The organism is Rhodococcus phenolicus, from assembly GCF_001646785.1.
GTDB lineage: Bacteria > Actinomycetota > Actinomycetes > Mycobacteriales > Mycobacteriaceae > Rhodococcus > Rhodococcus phenolicus.
On record NZ_LRRH01000035.1, the window covers coordinates 15,428 to 33,792 of the forward strand.

Genomic DNA, 18,365 nt, shown 5'->3' on the forward strand with positions numbered 1-18,365 from the left:
GTCGCCACGGCCGGGTACCCGGCGGGCGTGAGGCTCGGTCTTCTCGACATCGGTTCCAACTCGGCGCAGCTGCAGATCGTCGAGGCGGCGGTGGGTGCGCCCCCGCTGCCCGTGCACGCCATCAGGGTGCCGACGCAGCTGGCCGACGAGATCCTGCCGGACGGTTCGCTCAGTGTCGCGGGCGCCGATCGCGCGGCCGGTGCGGTCGCGACGGCGATCGAGGCCGCATACCACTACGAGGCGACCCGCCCACGCCCAAGGAACTCAAACGGATGCGCCGAGACGTGCGGGACACACTCGGCGACGCGTCCGACCAGCTGAAGTGGGAAGGCGATCCGCACGTCACCGTCGGAGCGTCGAATACGTTCAAGCAGCCGGCGCGGTTGACGGGGTGCCCGGCACAGCGCAAAGGGCCGTTCGTGACCCGCACCCTGCAGCTCGACGAACTGCACCGGGTGATCGAGAAGCTCGCGGGAATGCCCGCGCAGCACCGCAGCCGCCTGTCCGGGGTGTCGGAGTCACGGGCGCGGCAGGTGGTCGCCGGCGGGATCGTCGCCGAATGCGCGATGACGGCGTTGGGGCTGGACAGTCTCGAGATCAGTCCGTGGGCATTGCGCGAGGGAATCGTGTTGCGGCACCTGTCGTCGGTCGCCGACGACCGTGACGCGCTGCCACTGCAGGCGTTACCGCCCCGCCCGGAGGTGGGCGCGACGGTGACCACCCTGCCGAAGTAGATCTGACACGCGGAGCAGAACCGGCTCCGCCGGACTCAGGCCGACACCGCGTCCACGTCCCGCTCCCACACCCTGTGCCGGGCCATGATGTCCGCGAAAACGTCGAAGAACTCGTCCGCCAGCGATGCCTCGGCGGCGGTCGAAGTCACTACACCCGCATAGGTGACGACATCGCTGCCCTCGGCAACCGGGCAGTCCAGTCCCGCGGCGGGCAGCAGGTCCAGTCCCGCGCCGAACGCGGCGATCGGCTTGTTGTGCTTGTACGCCTCGGCCAGGAAATGCAGTGTGTAGCCGTCACTTCTGAGGGCCGCGACCGAGTCGGGACCGCACGGGACGACCACGGCGTCGTACAGCACGGACGCCATGGTGGTGATCGCGCGGTCGACGGCGATCTCGCCGCCGGATCCGCCGGCGAGGACACCGCCGGCCTTGGGCGCGAGCACCTCGACGATCGCGCCGCGTTCGGTGAGTGCTTCGACGAGGCGCTCGACGCCTGTGACATCGACACCGTCCGCGGCGAGCACGGCGACCTTCCGGCTGACGATGCTGTCCATGGCGGTGTTGAGTTGCGACAGCGCGGGGGAAGGCGCCGCGATGTCGACGACCGGGGATTCCGGGGGAGTCCCGAGTCCGAGCTCGGTTGCGACCCGGGTTGCCAGGCCGTGGTGGACGAGGTCGAGCTGGGCCACCACGCGTTCGCGGATGTCGATGTCGGTGACCTTGCCGAGCTCGAAGGCGAAGGCCGCGACGATGTGATCGGCTTCGATGCCGGACATGCTGCGCCAGAACAGACGCGGCTGGCTGTAGTGGTCGGTGAAGCTGTCACTGCGGGCCCGCACGACGTGCCCGTCCACATACTTCGCGTAGTGTGAGAACACTTCCTGGTCGGCCAGTGCCGGGCACCCGCTGCCGAGCGAATTCTTGTGGTACGACGCCTTTCCCCGCTGGATCGTGGGCTGGCTGTAGCCGTCGTGCTGGTGGGTGCGCACCTCGGCGACGGGCCGGTTGACCGGGAGATGCGAGAAGTTCGGGCCACCCAACCGGATCAACTGGGTGTCGAGATAGGAGAAGTTGCGGGCCTGCAGCAGTGGATCGTTCGTGAAGTCGATGCCCGGCACCAGATTCGCGGTGTGGAAGGCGACCTGCTCGGTCTCGGCGAAGAAGTTGTCCGGGTTTCGATCGAGCACCATCCTGCCGACGGACCGCACTGGAACCTGCTCCTCGGGAATGATCTTCGTGGCGTCGAGAAGATCGAAATCGAAAGCGAATTCGTCGGACTCGGAGATCAATTGCACACCCAGTTCCCACTCGGGATACTGCCCCGAGTCGATCGCGTCCCACAGATCACGGCGGTTGAAGTCGGGATCCTTACCCGCGATCTTCTGGCATTCGTCCCAGACCAGGGAGTGCGTACCGAGCTTCGGAGTCCAGTGGAACTTGACGAACGTTCCGGTGCCCTGTGCGTTGACGAACCGGAACGTGTGGACGCCGAAGCCCTGCATCATCCGGTAACTGCGCGGCAATGCCCGGTCCGACATCAGCCACATCACCGTGTGCAGCGTCTCCGGCTGCAGCGACACGAAATCCCAGAACGTGTCGTGGGCGGATTGCGCCTGCGGAATCTCGTTGTCCGGCTCCGGTTTCACCGCGTGCACGAAGTCCGGGAACTTGATGCCGTCCTGGATGAAGAAGACCGGAAAGTTGTTGCCGACCAGATCATAGTTACCCTGCGCGGTGTAGAACTTCGTCGCGAACCCCCGGACGTCGCGGACCGTGTCCGCGGAGCCGCGGGATCCCGCGACGGTCGAGAACCGCACGAACACCGGGGTCCGCAGCCCCGGGGTGGTGAGGAAGCGGGCGGCGGTGAACTCGGCGAGCGACTCGTCGTAGGGCTCGAAGAAGCCGTATGCGCCGGCGCCCCGCGCGTGCACGACCCTCTCCGGGATGCGCTCGTGGTCGAAATGGGTGATCTTCTCGCGTGCGTGGAAGTCCTCGAGAAGAGTCGGTCCCCGGGTTCCGGCCGTGAGGGAGTCGTCGTCGTGGTCGACGCGCACGCCCTGCTGAGTGGTGAGATACCCGGAGTTGCGGTCGACGCGGAAGCCGTCGAGCTGCGCGTCCTTCGGATCGCGTTCTTCGGGCTCGCGCGCAGACCCGTTCGGGCCGGTCTTCGACATGATGTCCTCCGTTCCGGGTGCCACGTGTCGCAGGGGGCAACTGCGTTCACACGTGGCTACCCGCAGAGGGGACCGGCGAATCGTCAGCCGCTGACGAGAACACCGAAGGAGAACATCAGGAACACGATCATCGCGACGAGCAGCGCCCATCCGACGCCCTGCCAGATCGGCCACGAGCCGTGCCGCTGCCACGTGCGGTAGGACCGGAACAGCGCGCCGAGCCCGCCGATCAGCAGAACGGCGGGCGGCCCGATCGCGAGGATCTGCTTCGCCGGGGTGGTGCACACCGCGAACGACTCCTCGGCGCAGCGGTCCCCGGCGGCGGCCAGGCCCCACACCACCGCCACGGCCATCACGACCAATGCGACGGCCACCACGATCGCCGCGTACCACAACGCGGACCGGAAGGTCGCCGGGTCGCTCCACCGCTTCTCGACATCCTGGCTCATGGAGACCCTCACACGTGCGCGGCGCGGTCGGTGACTTCGGGCCGGCCGGCGGCCCGCGCGCAGTGCGCGCAGCAGTAGATGGTGTCGTCGACCTCGACGCCGTGGCCGAGGATCCGGCAGTCGCAGTGCGCGCACGTCGGGGCCATCGCCTGGGCTGCGCATTCGAAACTGTCGTAGGTTCCGGTCACGCTGTCACGGGTCACGGTGAACGTCTTGTCGTAATCGTTTCCGCAGGTGTCGCATGTAGGCATGCCATTCCCTCCTTCCGTTGGGCTCAGCAGTCGAGTGCCCGCGCGCGTACCCGACCAAACGAGACGCGGCGGGGGCATACTGAAAACCACAGTGGTGTCGGATTCGTCCGGCGTGGTGTTCCCGTTCCGCTGGATCAGCGCGGCGCCGGTCCTGCGGATGTGAGGAGAGCGTGATGGCACGGCCGTCGGGTGACGAGGTGGTGGTCCGGGGGTTCACCCTCTACATCGAGCAGGTTGCTCAGGAACTGGGCGTCCCCGCCGGGAACTGGGCGGTGCAGGAGGACGGCGCCTGGGAGGCCTACGTGGGCATCCCGGCGCTCGAGCTGTACCCGGGGCGCGAGGTGGCTCTCGTGTGGACACCGGACGAAGGGTGGGCGCTGGCCGTGGAGACCGGGTCCGGCGAGGACATGATCCTCGCCGGCTACCTCGGATCGGTACGGGTGCCGACACCGGCGGCGGTGCTGTCGTTCTTGGAGCGTCTCCGGCGTGACGGACGGGCGCTGCGCACGACCCCGGCCCGTGGGACCCGCGAGGAGGCGCTGCGAGCGGTCGCGGACTACGGCGGTGTCGCGGGAGGTGTTGCGGCCGTCGAGTGAGGGTACGCGGTGTGGACAGCATGTTCGTCCGGAAGGTGGCTCTCCGATGACCGTTCCCGATCCCGAACAACACGGCAACACCGATCCAGATCCCGACACCACACCCGGTCTCGAGCCCGGTGGGGGGGGGTTCCCCCCGGCACGACCCCTCCCGAATCGGCCGGCACATCCGGGCTGTCCGCGCCGGAACCGGAGACGAGAAAGGGCCTCCCCGCGACCGGATGGATGACACTCGGCGCGGTGGTCCTGATCGTGATCGTGTTCGTCGCGGTCATCATCGGTCTGATTGCCGCAATCGTGTGATGTCGACCGCCGGCCGGTTGAGGCCGGCCCCGGCGGGGTAGCCCCTCGGTGTCAGTGAAGAGATCCGACAGGAGGATTCGCATGGCAGACGAGAAGAGCGGTCCCAGCGAGGGCGTCAAGGGCGTCGTCGAGGATGTCAAGGGCAAGGCCAAGGAAGCCGTCGGTGCCGTCACCGGCAAGGACGACCTGACCCGCGAGGGTCGCGCTCAGCAGGACAAGGCGGAAAGCCAGCGCGAGGTCGCCCGCAAGGAGGCGGAGGCGGAGAAGGCCAGGGCCGAAGCCGAGGCGGACGAAGCCAGGCAACGCTCACAGCAGTGATGTCGATGTAGTGACGGATCGGGTGCGGCCGGAGTCCCACGGGGCCCGGCCGCACCCTTGTCCTGCGAGAACGGTCAGCCCAGGCGCAGATCGCCGAGGAACGTTCGAGCCCACCGGTCGACGTCGTGTTTCATCACCTGGGTGTGCATCGAGCGCATCCGTCGCGATGCGACCGGGTGTTCCTCGGTGACGGCGGCGACGATCGCGCGTTTGACGGCGTCGAGATCGTGCGGGTTCACCAGGTGTGCGCGGCGCAGTTCCGAGGCGGCACCGGTGAATTCACTGAGGACGAGAGCGCCGCCGCCTTCACCGTGGCACGCGACGTACTCCTTGGCGACGAGATTCATCCCGTCGCGCAGCGGTGTCACGAGCATTGCGTCCGCGCATGCGTACATCGCGATCAGTTCGTCCCGGTCCACCGGGCGGTGCAGGTAGTGCACGACCGGGCGGCCCAGGCGGCCGAATTCACCGTTGATGTTCCCGACCTGCCGCTCCACGTCGTCGCGGAGCTGCGCGTAGGCGGACAGTCGTTCGCGGCTCGGCGTGGCGAGCTGCACCATGACGACCTTCTCCGGATCCAGGGTGCCTTCCTCGAGGAGCTCGCGGAGCGCTTCGAGCCGGATGTCGATGCCCTTCGTGTAGTCGAGGCGGTCGACGCCGAGCAGCACCGTGTCGGGATCGCCGAGCTCGACCCGAATCTGTTTGGCCCGCAACTGGGTCGATGCGGAGCGTGCCTGCTCGTCGATGTGGGCCGAGTCGATCGAGATGGGGTATGCCCCCACCCGCACGAGGCGGTCGCCGCTCTCGACCGTGCCGAGGGATCCGGTTCGGGAGGTGGGCGTGGAGAGCAGCCGCCGGGTCAGGAAACGGAAATTCTCGGCGCCGCCGGGAAGGTGGAAGCCGACCAGATCCGCGCCGAGCAGACCTTCGATGATCTCGGTGCGCCACGGCAACTGGAGGAACAGTTCCGGCGGCGGGAACGGGATGTGCAGAAAGAAACCGATCGTCAGGTCCGGTCGCGCGTCCCGGAGCATGCGCGGCACGAGCTGGAGCTGGTAGTCGTGCACCCACACGGTCGCCCCGGGGGCTGCGGTGCGGGCGGCTTCCTGTGCGAATCGCTCGTTGACCTGCACGTACGTCCGCCACCACGTCCGATCGAAGGTCGGCGTGATCACGGCGTCGTGGTAGAGCGGCCACAGGGACGTATTGGAGAAGCCTTCGTAGTATTCGGCGACCTCGGTTTCGCTGAGCCGGACGGGATGTAGTGCCAGCCCGTCCTCTTCGAACGGTTCGAGATCGACATCGGGTGTTCCCGGCCAACCCACCCATGCGCCGTTCGTCCGGCGCAGGATGGGTTCGAGCGCGGTGACCAGCCCGCCGGGGCTGCGATGCCAGGATCCCGGACCGCCCTCCGGGTCGGGTTCGAGGTCGACGGGCAGCCGGTTGGCCACGACTACGAAGTCTGCGGAGGTCGCGTGTGTCACGATGTTCAGCCCCTGATTCACGAATGCGGCAGCGCCTGCGCTCTGTACCCCCCTGAGAACGTGGCGACGCCTCGGCCTTCGGGATTCTTCCCGAAAGTCCTTGCGGAACTGCGGTCCGGAGTCCGGATCCGACGGCGCGATTGTATCAGCTCACCCGTTCGAAGCCTCGAGAACGCTGTCGAGGTTTAACGTGGGAATCGAACGGGTACACGACGAACATCGTCCGTACGCAGTGTCCGAACGGTAGTGGAGCAGGACATTGCAGTCGAGAGGAGAACGCATGGGTAAGTTCACAGTTCCGGGTCTCAGCGAGAAGGACGGCGGGCGCGTGGCGGACATCCTCCAGGAGCGTCTCAGTGCCTACAACGATCTGCATCTGACCCTCAAGCACATTCACTGGAACGTGGTGGGCCCGAACTTCATCGGCGTGCACGAGATGATCGATCCCCAGGTGGAGCTCGTCCGCGGTTACGCCGATGACGCCGCCGAACGCATTGCGGCCCTGGGAGCGTCTCCGCAGGGTACCCCCGGTGCGATCGAGAAGCACCGTACCTGGGACGACTACTCGGTGGGGCGGGACAGTGCGCAGGCCCATCTGGCCGCCCTCGATCTGGTGTACGACGGTCTGATCGCGGACAACCGCAAGGCGATATCCGAAGTGGGAGAACTCGATCCCATCACCGAGGACCTGCTGATCGGACAGACCGGTCAGTTGGAGAAGTTCCAGTGGTTCGTTCGCGCGCACCTCGAGAACGCATCCGGGACGCTCGCCAACACCGGCGCCGCCACCGAGAAGAAGGCCGCCGACAAGGCACGCGCCGAATAACCGATCTGACGAAAAGGACAGCCGCACACGGATCTCCGTGTGCGGCTGTCCTGCCGTGCGGTACGAGTCGTTGCTACCGATCAGCCCTGCGTGGTTCGCGAGAACACATCGACGATCGCGTCGCAGAAAGCCGGCAGATCGTCGGGGTTACGGCTCGACACGAGGTTCCGGTCGATGACCACCTCCTTGTCGACCACCGTGCCACCGGCGTTGCGGATGTCGGTGCGCACACTCGGATACGACGTGAGCGTGCGGTCGCGCACCACGTCGGCCTCGACGAGCGTCCACGGCCCGTGGCAGATGACACCCACCGGGCGTCCGGACGAGACGAAGTCCCGGACGAACGCCACCGCGTCCGAATCCTGCCGGAGGTGATCGGGATTCGTCGTGCCGCCCGGCAGGAGCAGGGCGTCGAAATCGTCGACGGAGGCCTCGGCCACCACCTGATCGACGGGATGTTTGCCCGCCGGATGCACGTCCGAGTTCATCGCCTGGATCTCTCCGGAGGACAGCGACAGCAGCCGGGTTTCCGCGCCGGCTCGTTCCACGGCGCGTCGCGGCTCGACGAGCTCGACCTCCTCCACTCCGTCGGTGGCCAGGATCGCGACCCGGCGCGCGGCCAGCGGGCCCGTGTCCGAAGAATTCATGGTCGACCGTCCTTTCGTCTCGTTGGTCGTTCGCCACGGGTACCCGCAGACGAGTGGAGAAACACGCAGTGTGTAGGAGCGGCCGATTCGGGATATTCCCCCCGAAGGCGACACGCGTCCAGTGGAGGTCGGATGAACTTGCGACGCAGCGCGACCAGCGCGCCCGGTATCCGGCGGGTGCGCCGCGGTCGCGGCTTCGCCTACCTCGGTGTCGACGGCGCCACCGTGTCGGCCACCGTCCGTGAGCGTATCGATGCCCTCGTGATCCCGCCGGCCTGGAAGCAGGTGTGGATCTGCCCGCACGGCAACGGCCACATCCAGGCGTTCGGCACCGACGTCGCCGGCCGTCGCCAATACCTGTATCACGAGCAGTGGCGCGCCGAACGCGACGAGGAGAAACACGACCGCGTGCTCACCATGGCGGCGAGACTGCCGAAGTGGCGGAAGCAGGTCCAGGACGATCTCGTGCGGCGCGGAGCGGGACGACGTCGCGTCGAGGCCGTGGCGCTGCGATTACTGGACCGGGCCGTGTTCCGGGTCGGGGGAGAGGAGTACGCGGAGGAGAACGGCACCCACGGTGTCGCGACCCTGCTGCGCAGCCACGTCCGGATCAGCGGCGGTGTGCTCACCTTCGACTATCCCGCGAAAGGCGGTATCCGGCGCGTCGTCGCCGTCGACGATGCGGACCTCGCGACCGCGGTGCGGGCACTGCGCCGTGTCCCGAGCGAGTCCGGCCGGTTGCTGGTGTACCGCGACGGCGACACCGTGCGGGAGTTGCACGCCGACGACGTCAACGCGCGGTTCAAGGAACTCGCCGGCGACGATTGCAGTGCCAAGGACCTGCGCACCTGGAACGCCACCGTGCTGGCCGCCGCCGCCTTCGCCGAACAGGACCCACCGGCCGACGACCGCGCCCGGGCGCACGCCGAGGCCGAGGTGATGCGCCGGGTCGCGGAGGAACTCGGCAACACCCCGGCGGTGGCGCGCGGTTCGTACGTCGATCCCCGCGTCGTCACGGCGTACGAGCAGGGGCGCACGGTACGGGCCGCGCTGCGGCGAGCGGCGCGCACCGGGTCCGACGACGAGGCCCGCGGGATCGTCGAACGCGCCGTGATCCGGCTGCTCGGCCGAGTGTGAATCCCGCTGCTGCATCCCCGGGCGTTTGAATGCCGCCGCCCGGCGGTAATCGGGGGCAGGGGATCAGGTCAGGGGGAGCACGAGAGGAAGGACCCGACGATGAAGGCCGTCACATGGCAGGGCAAGCGCAAGGTCGAGGTGGACACCGTGCCGGATCCTCGGATCGAGGAGCCGACCGACGCCGTCATCCGCGTCACCACCACCAACATCTGCGGTTCGGATCTGCATCTGTACGAGGTGCTCGGAGCGTTCATGACCCCGGGTGACATCCTCGGGCACGAACCGATGGGGATCGTCGAGGAAGTCGGCAGCGAGGTGACGAACCTGAAGGCCGGTGACCGGGTGGTGATCCCGTTCCAGGTCTCGTGCGGTGGTTGCTTCATGTGTGGGCACGGCCTGTTCTCGCAGTGCGAGACCACCCAGGTGCGCGAATACGGCAGCGGCGCAGCGCTGTTCGGATACTCCAAGTTGTACGGCAGCGTGCCCGGCGGGCAGGCGGAATATCTGCGGGTGCCGCACGCGCAGTCCACGCACATCGCGGTCCCGGAGGGCCCGCCCGATTCCCGGTTCGTGTACCTGTCCGATGTCCTGCCGACCGCATGGCAGGCCGTCGAATACGCCGACATCCCCGAGGGCGGCACGGTCGCGGTTATCGGCCTGGGGCCGATCGGCGACATGTCCGCGCGGATCGCGCAACACCGCGGCGCTCGCGTGATCGGCGTGGATCTCGTTCCGGAGCGGCTGGCGCGAGCCGAGGCCAGAGGGATCGAGACGATCGACCTGAGCGCGACCGACGGCCCGCTCGGCGATCGGATCCGCGACCTCACCGACGGGCGCGGTACCGACTCCGTGATCGACGCGGTGGGTATGGAAGCGCACGGCAGCCCCGTCGCGAAATTCGCCCAGACCGCCGCCGGTCTGCTGCCGTCGGCGGTCGCCGAACCGTTGATGCAGAAGGCGGGCGTCGACCGCCTCGCCGCGCTCTACAGCGCGATCGACGTGGTGCGACGAGGCGGGACCGTCTCGCTCAGCGGTGTGTACGGCGGCGCGGCCGACCCCATGCCGATGCTGACCATGTTCGACAAGCAGATCACACTGCGCATGGGGCAGGCGAACGTCAATCGCTGGGTGCCGGAGATCATCCCGTTGCTCACCGACGACGATCCGCTCGGCGTCGACACCTTCGCCACGCATCGGCTCCCGCTGTCGGAGGCTCCCCACGCGTACGACATCTTCCAGCGCAAGGCGGACGGCGCCGTGAAGATCCTTCTGGAACCCTGATCGACCGGACCGCCGGCGTCACCGATCCGCCGGCGCGACCGGCTCTGCGAGCACCGGATCGTAGGCGGGGCCGTTCGCGTCGGCATCGTGCGTCTGCGCACGCGGTGACACTCCCGCACCGAGTGCATATGCCAGGTGGCCGCCGAGCGTCCCTCCGACTCCGATCAACCCGAGTCCGGCCAGGCTGAGCGCGACCGCGGGCCCCGACGATTCGGGTACGCATCGCCGACGGCGGAAGGACGCGGCCGTCAGCGCGATCCCGGCGGCATTGGTCACCGCGTGGATCAGGCCGACGCGCCGCTGGATCGTGGTGCAACGAGACCAGTCGGACCACCCGGTGAGCAGCGTCGGCGCGGCGGCGGCAAGGCCCACCCCGAGAAGCCGCCGCGCTGCGTCCGGGCGGCGGAAGACCAGATCGAAGACCGCCGCCGACGACCACGCGCCGATCGGGACCGCCACCAGCGCGGGGTGCAGCGGGTGCCCGAGGAACTCCCCGCGCAACACGGCCCCGGCCGGGCCGTCGGCGATCGGGCGCACGAGTCCGCGGACCACCGTGGCAGGCCGGTCGAGCCAGGACGCCGACTCGGTGCTTTCGAGCAGCCGGGCGACGGGAGAGGACGAGTTCGGAGTCTGTGTGGACATGTCCGTCGCGTACCCCGCCGCTCACCGGCGGAAACGCGGCAACCCGGCGCCTCGACGACGGCCGGACCTCGCCGCGCCGCGCCGGGCAGAGCGGTCAGATCCGCCGCATCACCGACACCACCTTGCCCAGCACCACGGCTGCGTCGCCGTCGAGCACCGGATATGCCGGGTTCCGCGGCTCGAGCCGGACGTGCCCGTCGCGCCGGCGCAGCACCTTGACGGTGGCCTCGCCGTCGATCATCGCGGCCACGATCTCACCCGAATGGGCCTCGCTCTGCTGCCGCACCACCACGACGTCACCGTCGCAGATCGCCGCGTCGATCATCGAATCGCCCCGCACCCGCAGGCCGAACACCGTGCCGGAACCGACGAGCTCGCGCGGAAGCGCCAGAACGCCCTCGGCGTGCTGCTCGGCGAGAATCGGTACGCCGGCCGCAATGTCGCCGACGACCGGAACCGGGACCGTCCCGTCGGACCCCGAAGGCGACGCCGCGGCGAGGAACGGGCGCACATCCAGCTGCCGCGCCACCGCCGAACCGCGACGGAGGAACCCCTTGTCCTCGAGGCTGCGCAGATGGCTGGACACCGACGACGTCGACCGCAGGCCCACCGCGTCCCCGATCTGCCGGGTGCTCGGCGCACATCCGTTGGCGGCCGCCCAGTCCCGGATCACCGCCAGGATCTGCTGCTGCCGCAGCGGCAGGGCCGAGGCGTCGAGGCCGCCGAACATGTCGAGATCGTCGTAATCGGTCACCCGGCGAATCGTAGTCGCGTGTGCGGACCGATCCGCCGGCCCGTCACCCCACGTCGAAGGTCGCGGGGTCGCCGCCGAGCCGGTTCGCGGTGTCCAGTGCCGCGATGGCGTCGAGGTCGGCGGCGGCGAGCTCGAAGTCGAACACGTCGAGGTTCTGCCGGATCCGGTGCGGGGTCACCGACTTCGGGATCGCCACGTTGCCGATCTGCAGATGCCACCGGAGTACCACCTGTGCGGGCGTGCGTTCGTGCTCGTGCGCGATGCGGGTGAGCGTCGGATCGTCGAGCAGGCCCTGCCCCTGACCCAAAGGTGACCACGCCTCCGTGACCAGGCCCAGTTTCTCGTGCACCGCCCTCAGTTCGGCCTGCGCGAAATCTGGATGCAGCTCGATCTGGTTGAGCACCGGGACCACGCCCGTGTCGTCGATGATCGTGCGCAGCTGCTCGGGTTCGAAATTGGACACACCGATCGAGCGTGCACGGCCGTCGGCCTTCAATTCGGTGAACGCCTGCCAGATCGTGCGGTAGTCCTCGCGCATGGGCCGCGGCCAGTGGATCAGGTACAGATCGACGTAGTCGAGTCCGAGGCGGTCCAGTGACGCGTCGAACTCGGTGAACACGCGGTCCCGGGTCCAGGGGCGATCTGCGCTGTTCCACAGCTTGGTGGTGACGAACAATTCGTCGCGGGGCACTCCGGCAGATGCGATCGCCCTGCCGGTACCGGACTCGTTCCCGTAGATCGCAGCGGTGTCGATACTGCGATAACCGATGGTCAGAGCACTGGTGACCGCGGTGAATGCCTCGTCGTCGGGTACCTGCCACACCCCGAACCCGATCCGGGGAATCGAGTTCCCGTCGTTGAGCATCACATTCGGTACCGAATTCGCGGAAGTCATGCCCGAACCAACGATCGGACCCGGAATCTTGTTCCGCGCCCGCCCGGTTTCGGCCGGGGTGTGATCGGGTATCCACCCGTATGGCGAATACAACGAATCGCGGTGGCTCCACGACGGGAACCCGGCTCGCGGGCTGGGTCGGCTATGCGTGCGTCCTGGCGGGTATCGCCGCGATAGCTCTGGTCCTGACCGCCGCCGGTGGCGGTTTCGAAGGCTGGACGGCTGTCGGAACGGTCGTTGCCGTTGCCCTGATCGTCGTGGGCGCGGTCATGATCGTGCTCAATTTCCGGCGTCGTCGGCTCGGCGGTTCCGGTGGCACCTCCACCCACGAGCCCGGGGTCCTGTAGCCGTGCGGGCGGATCTGCTGTGGAGAATGCCGGGCGTGTACCGGCCGCAAGAGGATTCACGGCTGCTCGCGCACGCGTACGGATGCGCCGGTGTGCCCCCGGACGCGAAGGTCCTCGACTTCTGCACCGGCACCGGAATCCTCGCGGTCACTGCGGCGGAAGCCGGTGCGAAATCGGTTACCGCGCTTGACATCGCACCGCGTGCCGTGCTCACCGCCCGGCTCAACGCGTGGTCGCGCCGGCTGCCCATCCGGGCGCTCCGCGGTGACCTCGGTGTAGCCCGGGGGCTCGCGCCGTTCGACGTCATCGTGTCGAACCCGCCCTACGTGCCCGCCCCGACCGGGGCGCGGGACCCCCGGTGGGACGCCGGACCCGACGGTCGCGCCGTCGTCGATCCGCTGTGCCGTGAAATCCCGAACCTGTTGCGGCCCGGAGGCTTCGCACTCATCGTGCATTCCGAGTTCACGGGCGTGGACACCACGCTCGACATGCTGCGCGAGGGCGGTGTGAAAGCCACCGTGGTCGCGCGGGAGCGCATCCCCTTCGGTCCCGTGATGCGGGGCCGTACCGGCTATCTCATGGAACGTCGAACCGAATCTCCGGCAGTCGCATTCGATTCGTGCGCCGGGAACGAGACCGAGGAAGTGGTGGTGATCCGTGCCGACCGACCGGAATTCCGGTGACACCCGTGCTGAGGGTGACACCCGTGTGGACCCACTCGTCGACACCTGCACAGACGCACGGACCGTCCGGCTGGTGCCGGGCGGTCCGATGCTCGTCGAGGGGCCGGTGCGGATTGTGGGTGAGGACGGGGCGGAAGTGACGTCCGATCGTTTCGTCGTCGCCGTGTGCCGATGTCATCGCAGCGGGATCTATCCGTTGTGCGACACGAGTCACCGCCGGGGCGCGCGTACGCCCCGGCGGTGAGCGGCGTCAGTACCAGTGCCTGCGGCCACCGATGGCCCGTCCGGTGGCGCCGAGCAGTGCGAGGATGACGCCCACCACGAGAAGGATGATGCCGAGTGTCCACAGAATCGAGATCCCGGTCAGGAATCCGACCACGAGAAGGATCAAGCCGAGGATGATCATGTTCGTCACCTTGCTGTCGGTGCCCGTGCTCCGTATCGGCTCGGGCGATGGAAGGTGATACCCCTCGCCGTGGCATTCCAAACCGACCGGAAGCTCGGATTCCTCGTTCCCCGGACCGGTCCAAACTTGCCGGATACCCGTTCCCGCAGCGCAATACACCGGTGTGGCGGAACCCGCCGGAGGGTGGCATGGTCGAAGCATGCCTACTTCGGAGAATCCCGGGGCGAGCGTCCCCGGCGAGTACAGCGTCGACGACGAAGACCAGTTGCAGCCCGAGGACACCCTCATCGATCGCGGGGTCGACGACGTTCTGGACGAAGGGATCTCACCACCCGAGCGCCCCCTCGCCCTCGAACCGCACGACGACCTCGATTCCCGTCTCGCGGAGGAAGAACCGGACGTCGGCCCCGGTGGCGCCGACACCAGCCGAGCGGGACGCCTCGTCGCGCCGGACGAGGGAACGGGGGAGGACACCGAACCCGAACTCCTCGCCGAGGACGTCGGAATCGACGGTGCCGGCGCCGGAGCCGAGGAAGCGGCCGTCCACGTGGTCGACGAGGACGACATCGACAGGGGCTGAGCGGGGCTCAGCTCGCCCCGGCCGGCTCGAGCAGCGACGACTCGTCCCGGGACCACCGGTCGAGCAGGTGGCTGCCGAGCCGGCCCTCGAGGAACTCGATGGCCTCGGCTCCGAACACCACATCGCGCGCCGCATCCGGTTCACGCTCGAGCAGGTCTCCCACGACGTCGTGCCTCAACACCAGTTCGTGCACCGCGTCCGCCTCGACGTGCTCGGTGTAGAAGCGCACACACGCCGGGTCGGCATCCAGTCGCTCCAGTGCCTGCACCATCCGGCGTGCACTCGGGCCGGTGGTCATCTCGGCGGCTGCGAACTGACCGACGAGCATGCCGATCCGGGACCGGTGCAGCGCGCACATCGACATGAAGTTCACCGGGGCAAGGGTGAGCGCGGGCGCACGGTCGAGATATCCCAGATACGTGTCGTCCAGGCCGGCCGCGACCATCAGATCGGCGAAGAGCTGCGCGTGCACACGATCGGCGCGCCCTCCGCCGTACTCGTCGAACTCGACGGCCACCAGCGTGGCCTTGGCCCGGCCGGTGAGCCGAGGAATTGCCCACGCCTGCGGATCGGCCTCCTTGAGCTGGTAGATGGACCGGTGCACGAAATACTCGCGCAGCTGCGGCCACGTTCCCTGATCGGCCAGGTGATGGGACACGCTCCACGCGTCGCGCGGCTCACGGCACACCGCATCGAAGGTCGCGTCGACATCAGTGCCTGCCGGGACATCGATGTGCAGGCGGTCCAGGAACGACCGCTCGAGCGCTGCACGCACGCCGAGGGGACCCGGCGCCCACTCCCAGCCGGGATCTACGCCCGGGAATCCGCGGTAGTGCAGTTCGTAGAGCACTGTCAGTGCCAGCTGCACGTCGTCTCCGTAGGGGTCCGCGTCCACGGAAGGCCGCGGCCACGGCGAATCGTCGGGCGTCCCGCACAGGCGGGTGATCACGGCATCGGATATCGGCCCGCGCGGCCGCGGCAGCGGGGCGGAAGCAGGTACACGCATGGCCGGTGGATACCCGGAGCGTGAGAGAAGGAAACCGGGGGTGTGAACCGCGCAGCGGCGGGTATCCGCCGGTCATGAGCACCGATGACCAGGAACACGTCCATCCCCCGCACACCATCGACTACCCCGGCGAAACCGCCGACATGGCCGATGCGCCCCAGGACGAGATGCGCGGATATCGCGGTCGCGGACTGCTCGACGGCCGCAAGGCGCTGATCACCGGCGGGGACTCGGGTATCGGCCGGGCGGTCGCGGTCGCGTTCGCCAAGGAAGGCGCGGACGTCGCCATCGCGTACCTGGAGGAGGACCGGGACGCAGAGCACACGGCGGAGCTGGTACGGCACGAAGGGCGTGACTGCCACCTGTTCCGGGGGGATCTCGCCGATCCGGGGCACTGCCGGAGGGTGGTTGCCGAGGCGGCCGACCGGCTCGGTGGCCTGCAGATCCTGGTGAACAACGTGGCCTACCAGAAGCCGGTCGACGACTTCGCCGATCTCGACGAAGCGCAGTGGCGCCGCACGTTCGCGGTGAACATCGACAGCTTCTACCACGTCACGCATGCCGCGCTCGAACATCTGCCGCCGGGGTCGTCGATCATCAACACGTCCTCGATCAACGGGTTGCGCGGCAACAAGACCCTCATCGACTACGCCGCCACCAAGGGGGCCGTCCTGGCGCTGACGTATTCGCTCGCACAGTCGTTGCAGGAGAGAGGGATTCGAGTCAACTGTGTGGCGCCGGGGCCGGTGTGGACCCCGCTGATCCCCGCAACCATGGACGAGGAGAAGGTCGCCGACTTCGGAAAGCAGGCGCCCTACGGCCGTGCGGCGCAGCCCGACGAGATCGCACCGTCCTACGTGTTCTTCGCCTCCAACACGATGTCGTCGTACTACAGCGGCGAGGTGCTGGCGCCGATCGGGGGCGAGACGCTGCCGGGTTGACCGGATGCCGACCGCGGTGCGGGCGGCATCACTCGTTCCGGTGTTGTTCGCTCTGTGCCGGCTCGGGGAATCTCGCAGCGCGCCGACGGTAGCGCCACGGATAGATCAGCCAGAGCGCGACGAACAGCACGGCGGTGCACACGCCGGCGGCGGTCGCCGCGGTCGAGTTCACCACGAGGCCGACGACGAGGATGACGACTCCGGTCAGCGAGACCCCGAGCAGGAGCAGGCCGGCGAGCGCGAACCGGTGGGCGGTGAGCACCAGCCGATCCAGTTGCCTGCGCCGGAACAGCAACCGGTGCATGCTGACCGGCGCGACGAGCAGGATCGTGGCGGCGATCGAGGCGAGCACGGTGATCAGGTAGATGGTCTTCTCGTTCGTGGAGAGCGCCGTGAACCCGGGCTGGAACGGCAGTGTCATGAGGAAGCCGGTCAGCAGTTGCACGCCGGTCTGTACGACGCGCAGTTCCTGCAGCAGGCTGGACCAGTTCCGGTCGAGTCGCTGGGCGTCGCTCTCGTAGCGGCGCGTGTATCCGGCCTCGGACGGCTCGTCGTCGGACCGGTCGGTGCGCGTCATGAGACAAAACTGCCATGGTCCCGGGCCCTGCGGTGCCGATGTGGGCGTTTCGCTGTCTTGTGACACACATCACCGGGGGGTAGCGTCGGCTGCACCAGCCTCGGACATCGTCCTCGGGGAAGGAGATTCGAGATGAAACTCAACACCTTCGTGGCGTGGGCGGGATACACCCTCGCCCTGCTCGCGATCGCGTCGCTCGCGCTGTTTCTGCTCGCGGCGGGATACGGCCACACGGGGCCGGCGATCGTCGCGGCCATCGGGGCGGTCGTCGCAGCCGGGCTCGCGATGGCGATGATCGGCGGCACCATCCATCACGATCACAAGGTGCACCAGGTCACCCCCAGGCTGTTCTGACCGGCAGCTGTTCTGACCGGCAGCTGTTCCGACCGGCGCGCCCGCGCTCGTCAGGCCTGCGCCAGGCGTTGCTTCTCGAGTTCGAGGTCGAACGTCGGCGCGGGCCAGTCCAGGTCGAGGCGCTCGAGCGCGTCGATCAGCAGTTCGCCGACCGCGATGCGGCTGTACCACTTGCGGTTGCACGGGACGACGTACCAGGGCGCGTAATCGGTGTTGGTTCTGTCGAGCATCGCCTGGTACGCCTCCTGGTAGTCGGGCCACAGGGCGCGTTCGCCGACATCCGACGGGTTGTACTTCCAGTGCTTGTCCGGGCGCTCGAGGCGCTCGGCCAGGCGCTTCTTCTGTTCGTCGAGCGAGACGAACATCGCGACCTTCACGATGGTCGTTCCGCTGTCGACGATCTCCCGTTCGAACTGGTTGATCTCGTCGTAGCGGGTGCTCCAGACGCTTTCGGGCACGAGGTTGTGCACGCGCACGACCAGTACGTCCTCGTAATGCGAGCGGTCGAACACGCCCAGCTGGCCGGCGCGCGGCAACTCCTTGGAGATCCGCCACAGATAGTGGTGCTGCTTTTCTTCCGGGGTGGGCACCCCGAAGGACGCGTGGTCGACGCCCTGCGGGTCGACGTGCCCGATCACGTGCCGCACCATGCCGCCCTTACCTGCGGTGTCCATGCCCTGCAGCACCAGCAGCACCGAGCGGCGATCACCGGTCCTGCCGTTCGCGTACAGCCTCTCCTGCAGGCCGGACAGGTACGCGCCGCGTTCCTCGAGGAGTTGCGCGCCGAGTTCCTTGCCGCCCTCGAAACCGGGTGTGGCGTTCGCGTCGATGTCCTCCACCCGGGTGTCCGGACCGGCGCGCAGCGCCTCGACGGCGGGCATCGACCACGGGCTCTTCTCGTCGTCCTTGGGCATGGCACGAAGCGTGCCACACGCAGGTCCCTGCCGGTGGTGTTCGCGGCGGGTGTCGCGGCAGCGCAG

The 18,365-nt window shown here is 68.2% G+C and carries 26 protein-coding genes; 14 read left to right on the top strand and 12 right to left on the bottom strand.

Features of this window, described 5'->3' with window-relative positions; genetic code table 11:
• The first annotated feature begins 27 nt into the window (after positions 1-27).
• Together A8G15_RS30560 and A8G15_RS29815 are read left to right on the top strand one after the other, a co-directional pair.
• Positions 28-321: a hypothetical protein gene (locus A8G15_RS30560; RefSeq protein ID WP_169833882.1), complete on the top strand. Its 294-nt coding sequence runs from the start codon at positions 28-30 to the stop codon at positions 319-321.
• On the top strand, positions 273-734 hold the full coding sequence (locus tag A8G15_RS29815; RefSeq protein WP_156665337.1) for a Ppx/GppA phosphatase family protein: 462 nt from the start codon (positions 273-275) through the stop codon (positions 732-734). Before A8G15_RS30560 ends, A8G15_RS29815 begins: the two co-directional genes overlap by 49 nt.
• Positions 735-769: 35 nt before the next feature.
• Here the strand turns inward: A8G15_RS29815 and A8G15_RS10905 are convergent, their stop codons facing one another.
• The 3 genes from A8G15_RS10905 to A8G15_RS10915 form a co-directional block, all read right to left on the bottom strand.
• Positions 770-2,908, bottom strand: coding sequence for a catalase (locus A8G15_RS10905; protein WP_068159086.1), 2,139 nt, complete (start codon positions 2,906-2,908; stop codon positions 770-772).
• A gap of 83 nt (positions 2,909-2,991) precedes the next feature.
• Complete coding sequence (locus A8G15_RS10910; RefSeq protein WP_068158978.1) at positions 2,992-3,357, bottom strand: hypothetical protein; 366 nt, start codon at positions 3,355-3,357, stop codon at positions 2,992-2,994.
• Positions 3,358-3,365: 8 nt separating this feature from the next.
• Positions 3,366-3,608 carry a hypothetical protein gene (locus A8G15_RS10915; protein WP_068158980.1) on the bottom strand — a complete coding sequence of 81 codons (243 nt, stop codon included), beginning with the start codon at positions 3,606-3,608 and terminating at the stop codon, positions 3,366-3,368.
• 173 nt (positions 3,609-3,781) lie between these two features.
• Here A8G15_RS10915 and A8G15_RS10920 point away from each other — a divergent pair, with 173 nt between their 5' ends.
• From A8G15_RS10920 to mbp1, 3 genes are all read left to right on the top strand, one after another.
• Complete coding sequence (locus tag A8G15_RS10920) at positions 3,782-4,204, top strand: DUF6292 family protein (protein WP_068158981.1); 423 nt, start codon at positions 3,782-3,784, stop codon at positions 4,202-4,204.
• A gap of 9 nt (positions 4,205-4,213) precedes the next feature.
• The gene (locus A8G15_RS31775; RefSeq protein ID WP_425415085.1) at positions 4,214-4,507 is read left to right on the top strand and encodes a DUF6480 family protein; all 294 of its coding nucleotides are present in this window, start codon (positions 4,214-4,216) and stop codon (positions 4,505-4,507) included.
• Positions 4,508-4,588: 81 nt separating this feature from the next.
• Complete coding sequence (gene mbp1, locus A8G15_RS10925; protein WP_068158984.1) at positions 4,589-4,825, top strand: microaggregate-binding protein 1; 237 nt, start codon at positions 4,589-4,591, stop codon at positions 4,823-4,825.
• 74 nt (positions 4,826-4,899) lie between these two features.
• Here mbp1 and A8G15_RS10930 read toward each other — a convergent pair whose 3' ends face one another.
• Complete coding sequence (locus A8G15_RS10930; RefSeq protein ID WP_169833883.1) at positions 4,900-6,330, bottom strand: alpha,alpha-trehalose-phosphate synthase (UDP-forming); 1,431 nt, start codon at positions 6,328-6,330, stop codon at positions 4,900-4,902.
• A 259-nt stretch (positions 6,331-6,589) separates the two neighbouring features.
• Here A8G15_RS10930 and A8G15_RS10935 point away from each other — a divergent pair, with 259 nt between their 5' ends.
• A complete protein-coding gene (locus tag A8G15_RS10935) occupies positions 6,590-7,135 on the top strand; it encodes a Dps family protein (RefSeq protein WP_068158985.1) in 546 nt (181 codons plus the stop codon).
• A gap of 80 nt (positions 7,136-7,215) precedes the next feature.
• On the opposite strand, the gene A8G15_RS10940 is transcribed toward A8G15_RS10935, so the two are convergent.
• Complete coding sequence (locus tag A8G15_RS10940) at positions 7,216-7,782, bottom strand: type 1 glutamine amidotransferase domain-containing protein (RefSeq protein WP_068158987.1); 567 nt, start codon at positions 7,780-7,782, stop codon at positions 7,216-7,218.
• A 132-nt stretch (positions 7,783-7,914) separates the two neighbouring features.
• Between A8G15_RS10940 and A8G15_RS10945 the strand changes: the two genes are divergently transcribed.
• Positions 7,915-8,919, top strand: coding sequence for a DNA topoisomerase IB (locus A8G15_RS10945; RefSeq protein ID WP_068158989.1), 1,005 nt, complete (start codon positions 7,915-7,917; stop codon positions 8,917-8,919).
• A 99-nt stretch (positions 8,920-9,018) separates the two neighbouring features.
• The gene (locus A8G15_RS10950; protein WP_068158992.1) at positions 9,019-10,200 is read left to right on the top strand and encodes a zinc-dependent alcohol dehydrogenase; all 1,182 of its coding nucleotides are present in this window, start codon (positions 9,019-9,021) and stop codon (positions 10,198-10,200) included.
• An 18-nt stretch (positions 10,201-10,218) separates the two neighbouring features.
• Here the strand turns inward: A8G15_RS10950 and A8G15_RS10955 are convergent, their stop codons facing one another.
• The 3 genes from A8G15_RS10955 to A8G15_RS10965 form a co-directional block, all read right to left on the bottom strand.
• Positions 10,219-10,842, bottom strand: coding sequence for a DUF2231 domain-containing protein (locus A8G15_RS10955; protein ID WP_068158994.1), 624 nt, complete (start codon positions 10,840-10,842; stop codon positions 10,219-10,221).
• 94 nt (positions 10,843-10,936) lie between these two features.
• On the bottom strand, positions 10,937-11,572 hold the full coding sequence (gene lexA, locus A8G15_RS10960; RefSeq protein WP_211270148.1) for a transcriptional repressor LexA: 636 nt from the start codon (positions 11,570-11,572) through the stop codon (positions 10,937-10,939).
• A gap of 67 nt (positions 11,573-11,639) precedes the next feature.
• Positions 11,640-12,491 (bottom strand): aldo/keto reductase, encoded by an 852-nt coding sequence (locus A8G15_RS10965; RefSeq protein WP_068158999.1) that lies wholly within the window; start codon positions 12,489-12,491, stop codon positions 11,640-11,642.
• An 80-nt stretch (positions 12,492-12,571) separates the two neighbouring features.
• On the opposite strand from A8G15_RS10965, the gene A8G15_RS10970 reads away from it, so the two are divergent.
• The 3 genes from A8G15_RS10970 (at position 12,572) to A8G15_RS10980 (ending at position 13,765) form a co-directional block, all read left to right on the top strand.
• Positions 12,572-12,838, top strand: coding sequence for a hypothetical protein (locus A8G15_RS10970; RefSeq protein ID WP_068159002.1), 267 nt, complete (start codon positions 12,572-12,574; stop codon positions 12,836-12,838).
• A gap of 35 nt (positions 12,839-12,873) precedes the next feature.
• Positions 12,874-13,521 carry a HemK2/MTQ2 family protein methyltransferase gene (locus tag A8G15_RS10975; RefSeq protein WP_068159090.1) on the top strand — a complete coding sequence of 216 codons (648 nt, stop codon included), beginning with the start codon at positions 12,874-12,876 and terminating at the stop codon, positions 13,519-13,521.
• Between the two features lie 88 nt (positions 13,522-13,609).
• Positions 13,610-13,765, top strand: coding sequence for a CDGSH iron-sulfur domain-containing protein (locus tag A8G15_RS10980; RefSeq protein ID WP_068159091.1), 156 nt, complete (start codon positions 13,610-13,612; stop codon positions 13,763-13,765).
• 6 nt (positions 13,766-13,771) lie between these two features.
• Here A8G15_RS10980 and A8G15_RS31075 read toward each other — a convergent pair whose 3' ends face one another.
• Entirely contained in the window at positions 13,772-13,927 is a 156-nt protein-coding gene (locus tag A8G15_RS31075) for a DUF6131 family protein (protein WP_169833884.1), read from the bottom strand.
• 199 nt (positions 13,928-14,126) lie between these two features.
• Here A8G15_RS31075 and A8G15_RS10985 point away from each other — a divergent pair, with 199 nt between their 5' ends.
• On the top strand, positions 14,127-14,507 hold the full coding sequence (locus A8G15_RS10985) for a DUF5709 domain-containing protein (RefSeq protein ID WP_068159003.1): 381 nt from the start codon (positions 14,127-14,129) through the stop codon (positions 14,505-14,507).
• A 7-nt stretch (positions 14,508-14,514) separates the two neighbouring features.
• On the opposite strand, the gene A8G15_RS10990 is transcribed toward A8G15_RS10985, so the two are convergent.
• On the bottom strand, positions 14,515-15,513 hold the full coding sequence (locus tag A8G15_RS10990; protein ID WP_068159006.1) for an iron-containing redox enzyme family protein: 999 nt from the start codon (positions 15,511-15,513) through the stop codon (positions 14,515-14,517).
• Between the two features lie 74 nt (positions 15,514-15,587).
• On the opposite strand from A8G15_RS10990, the gene A8G15_RS10995 reads away from it, so the two are divergent.
• Positions 15,588-16,454 carry an SDR family oxidoreductase gene (locus tag A8G15_RS10995; RefSeq protein ID WP_068159008.1) on the top strand — a complete coding sequence of 289 codons (867 nt, stop codon included), beginning with the start codon at positions 15,588-15,590 and terminating at the stop codon, positions 16,452-16,454.
• Between the two features lie 28 nt (positions 16,455-16,482).
• Here the strand turns inward: A8G15_RS10995 and A8G15_RS11000 are convergent, their stop codons facing one another.
• Positions 16,483-17,031 carry a DUF6328 family protein gene (locus tag A8G15_RS11000; protein WP_068159010.1) on the bottom strand — a complete coding sequence of 183 codons (549 nt, stop codon included), beginning with the start codon at positions 17,029-17,031 and terminating at the stop codon, positions 16,483-16,485.
• Positions 17,032-17,163: 132 nt separating this feature from the next.
• Here A8G15_RS11000 and A8G15_RS11005 point away from each other — a divergent pair, with 132 nt between their 5' ends.
• The gene (locus A8G15_RS11005) at positions 17,164-17,385 is read left to right on the top strand and encodes a hypothetical protein (RefSeq protein WP_068159013.1); all 222 of its coding nucleotides are present in this window, start codon (positions 17,164-17,166) and stop codon (positions 17,383-17,385) included.
• A 50-nt stretch (positions 17,386-17,435) separates the two neighbouring features.
• Here A8G15_RS11005 and A8G15_RS11010 read toward each other — a convergent pair whose 3' ends face one another.
• A complete protein-coding gene (locus A8G15_RS11010) occupies positions 17,436-18,299 on the bottom strand; it encodes a polyphosphate kinase 2 family protein (RefSeq protein WP_068159015.1) in 864 nt (287 codons plus the stop codon).
• Positions 18,300-18,365 lie beyond the last annotated feature (66 nt).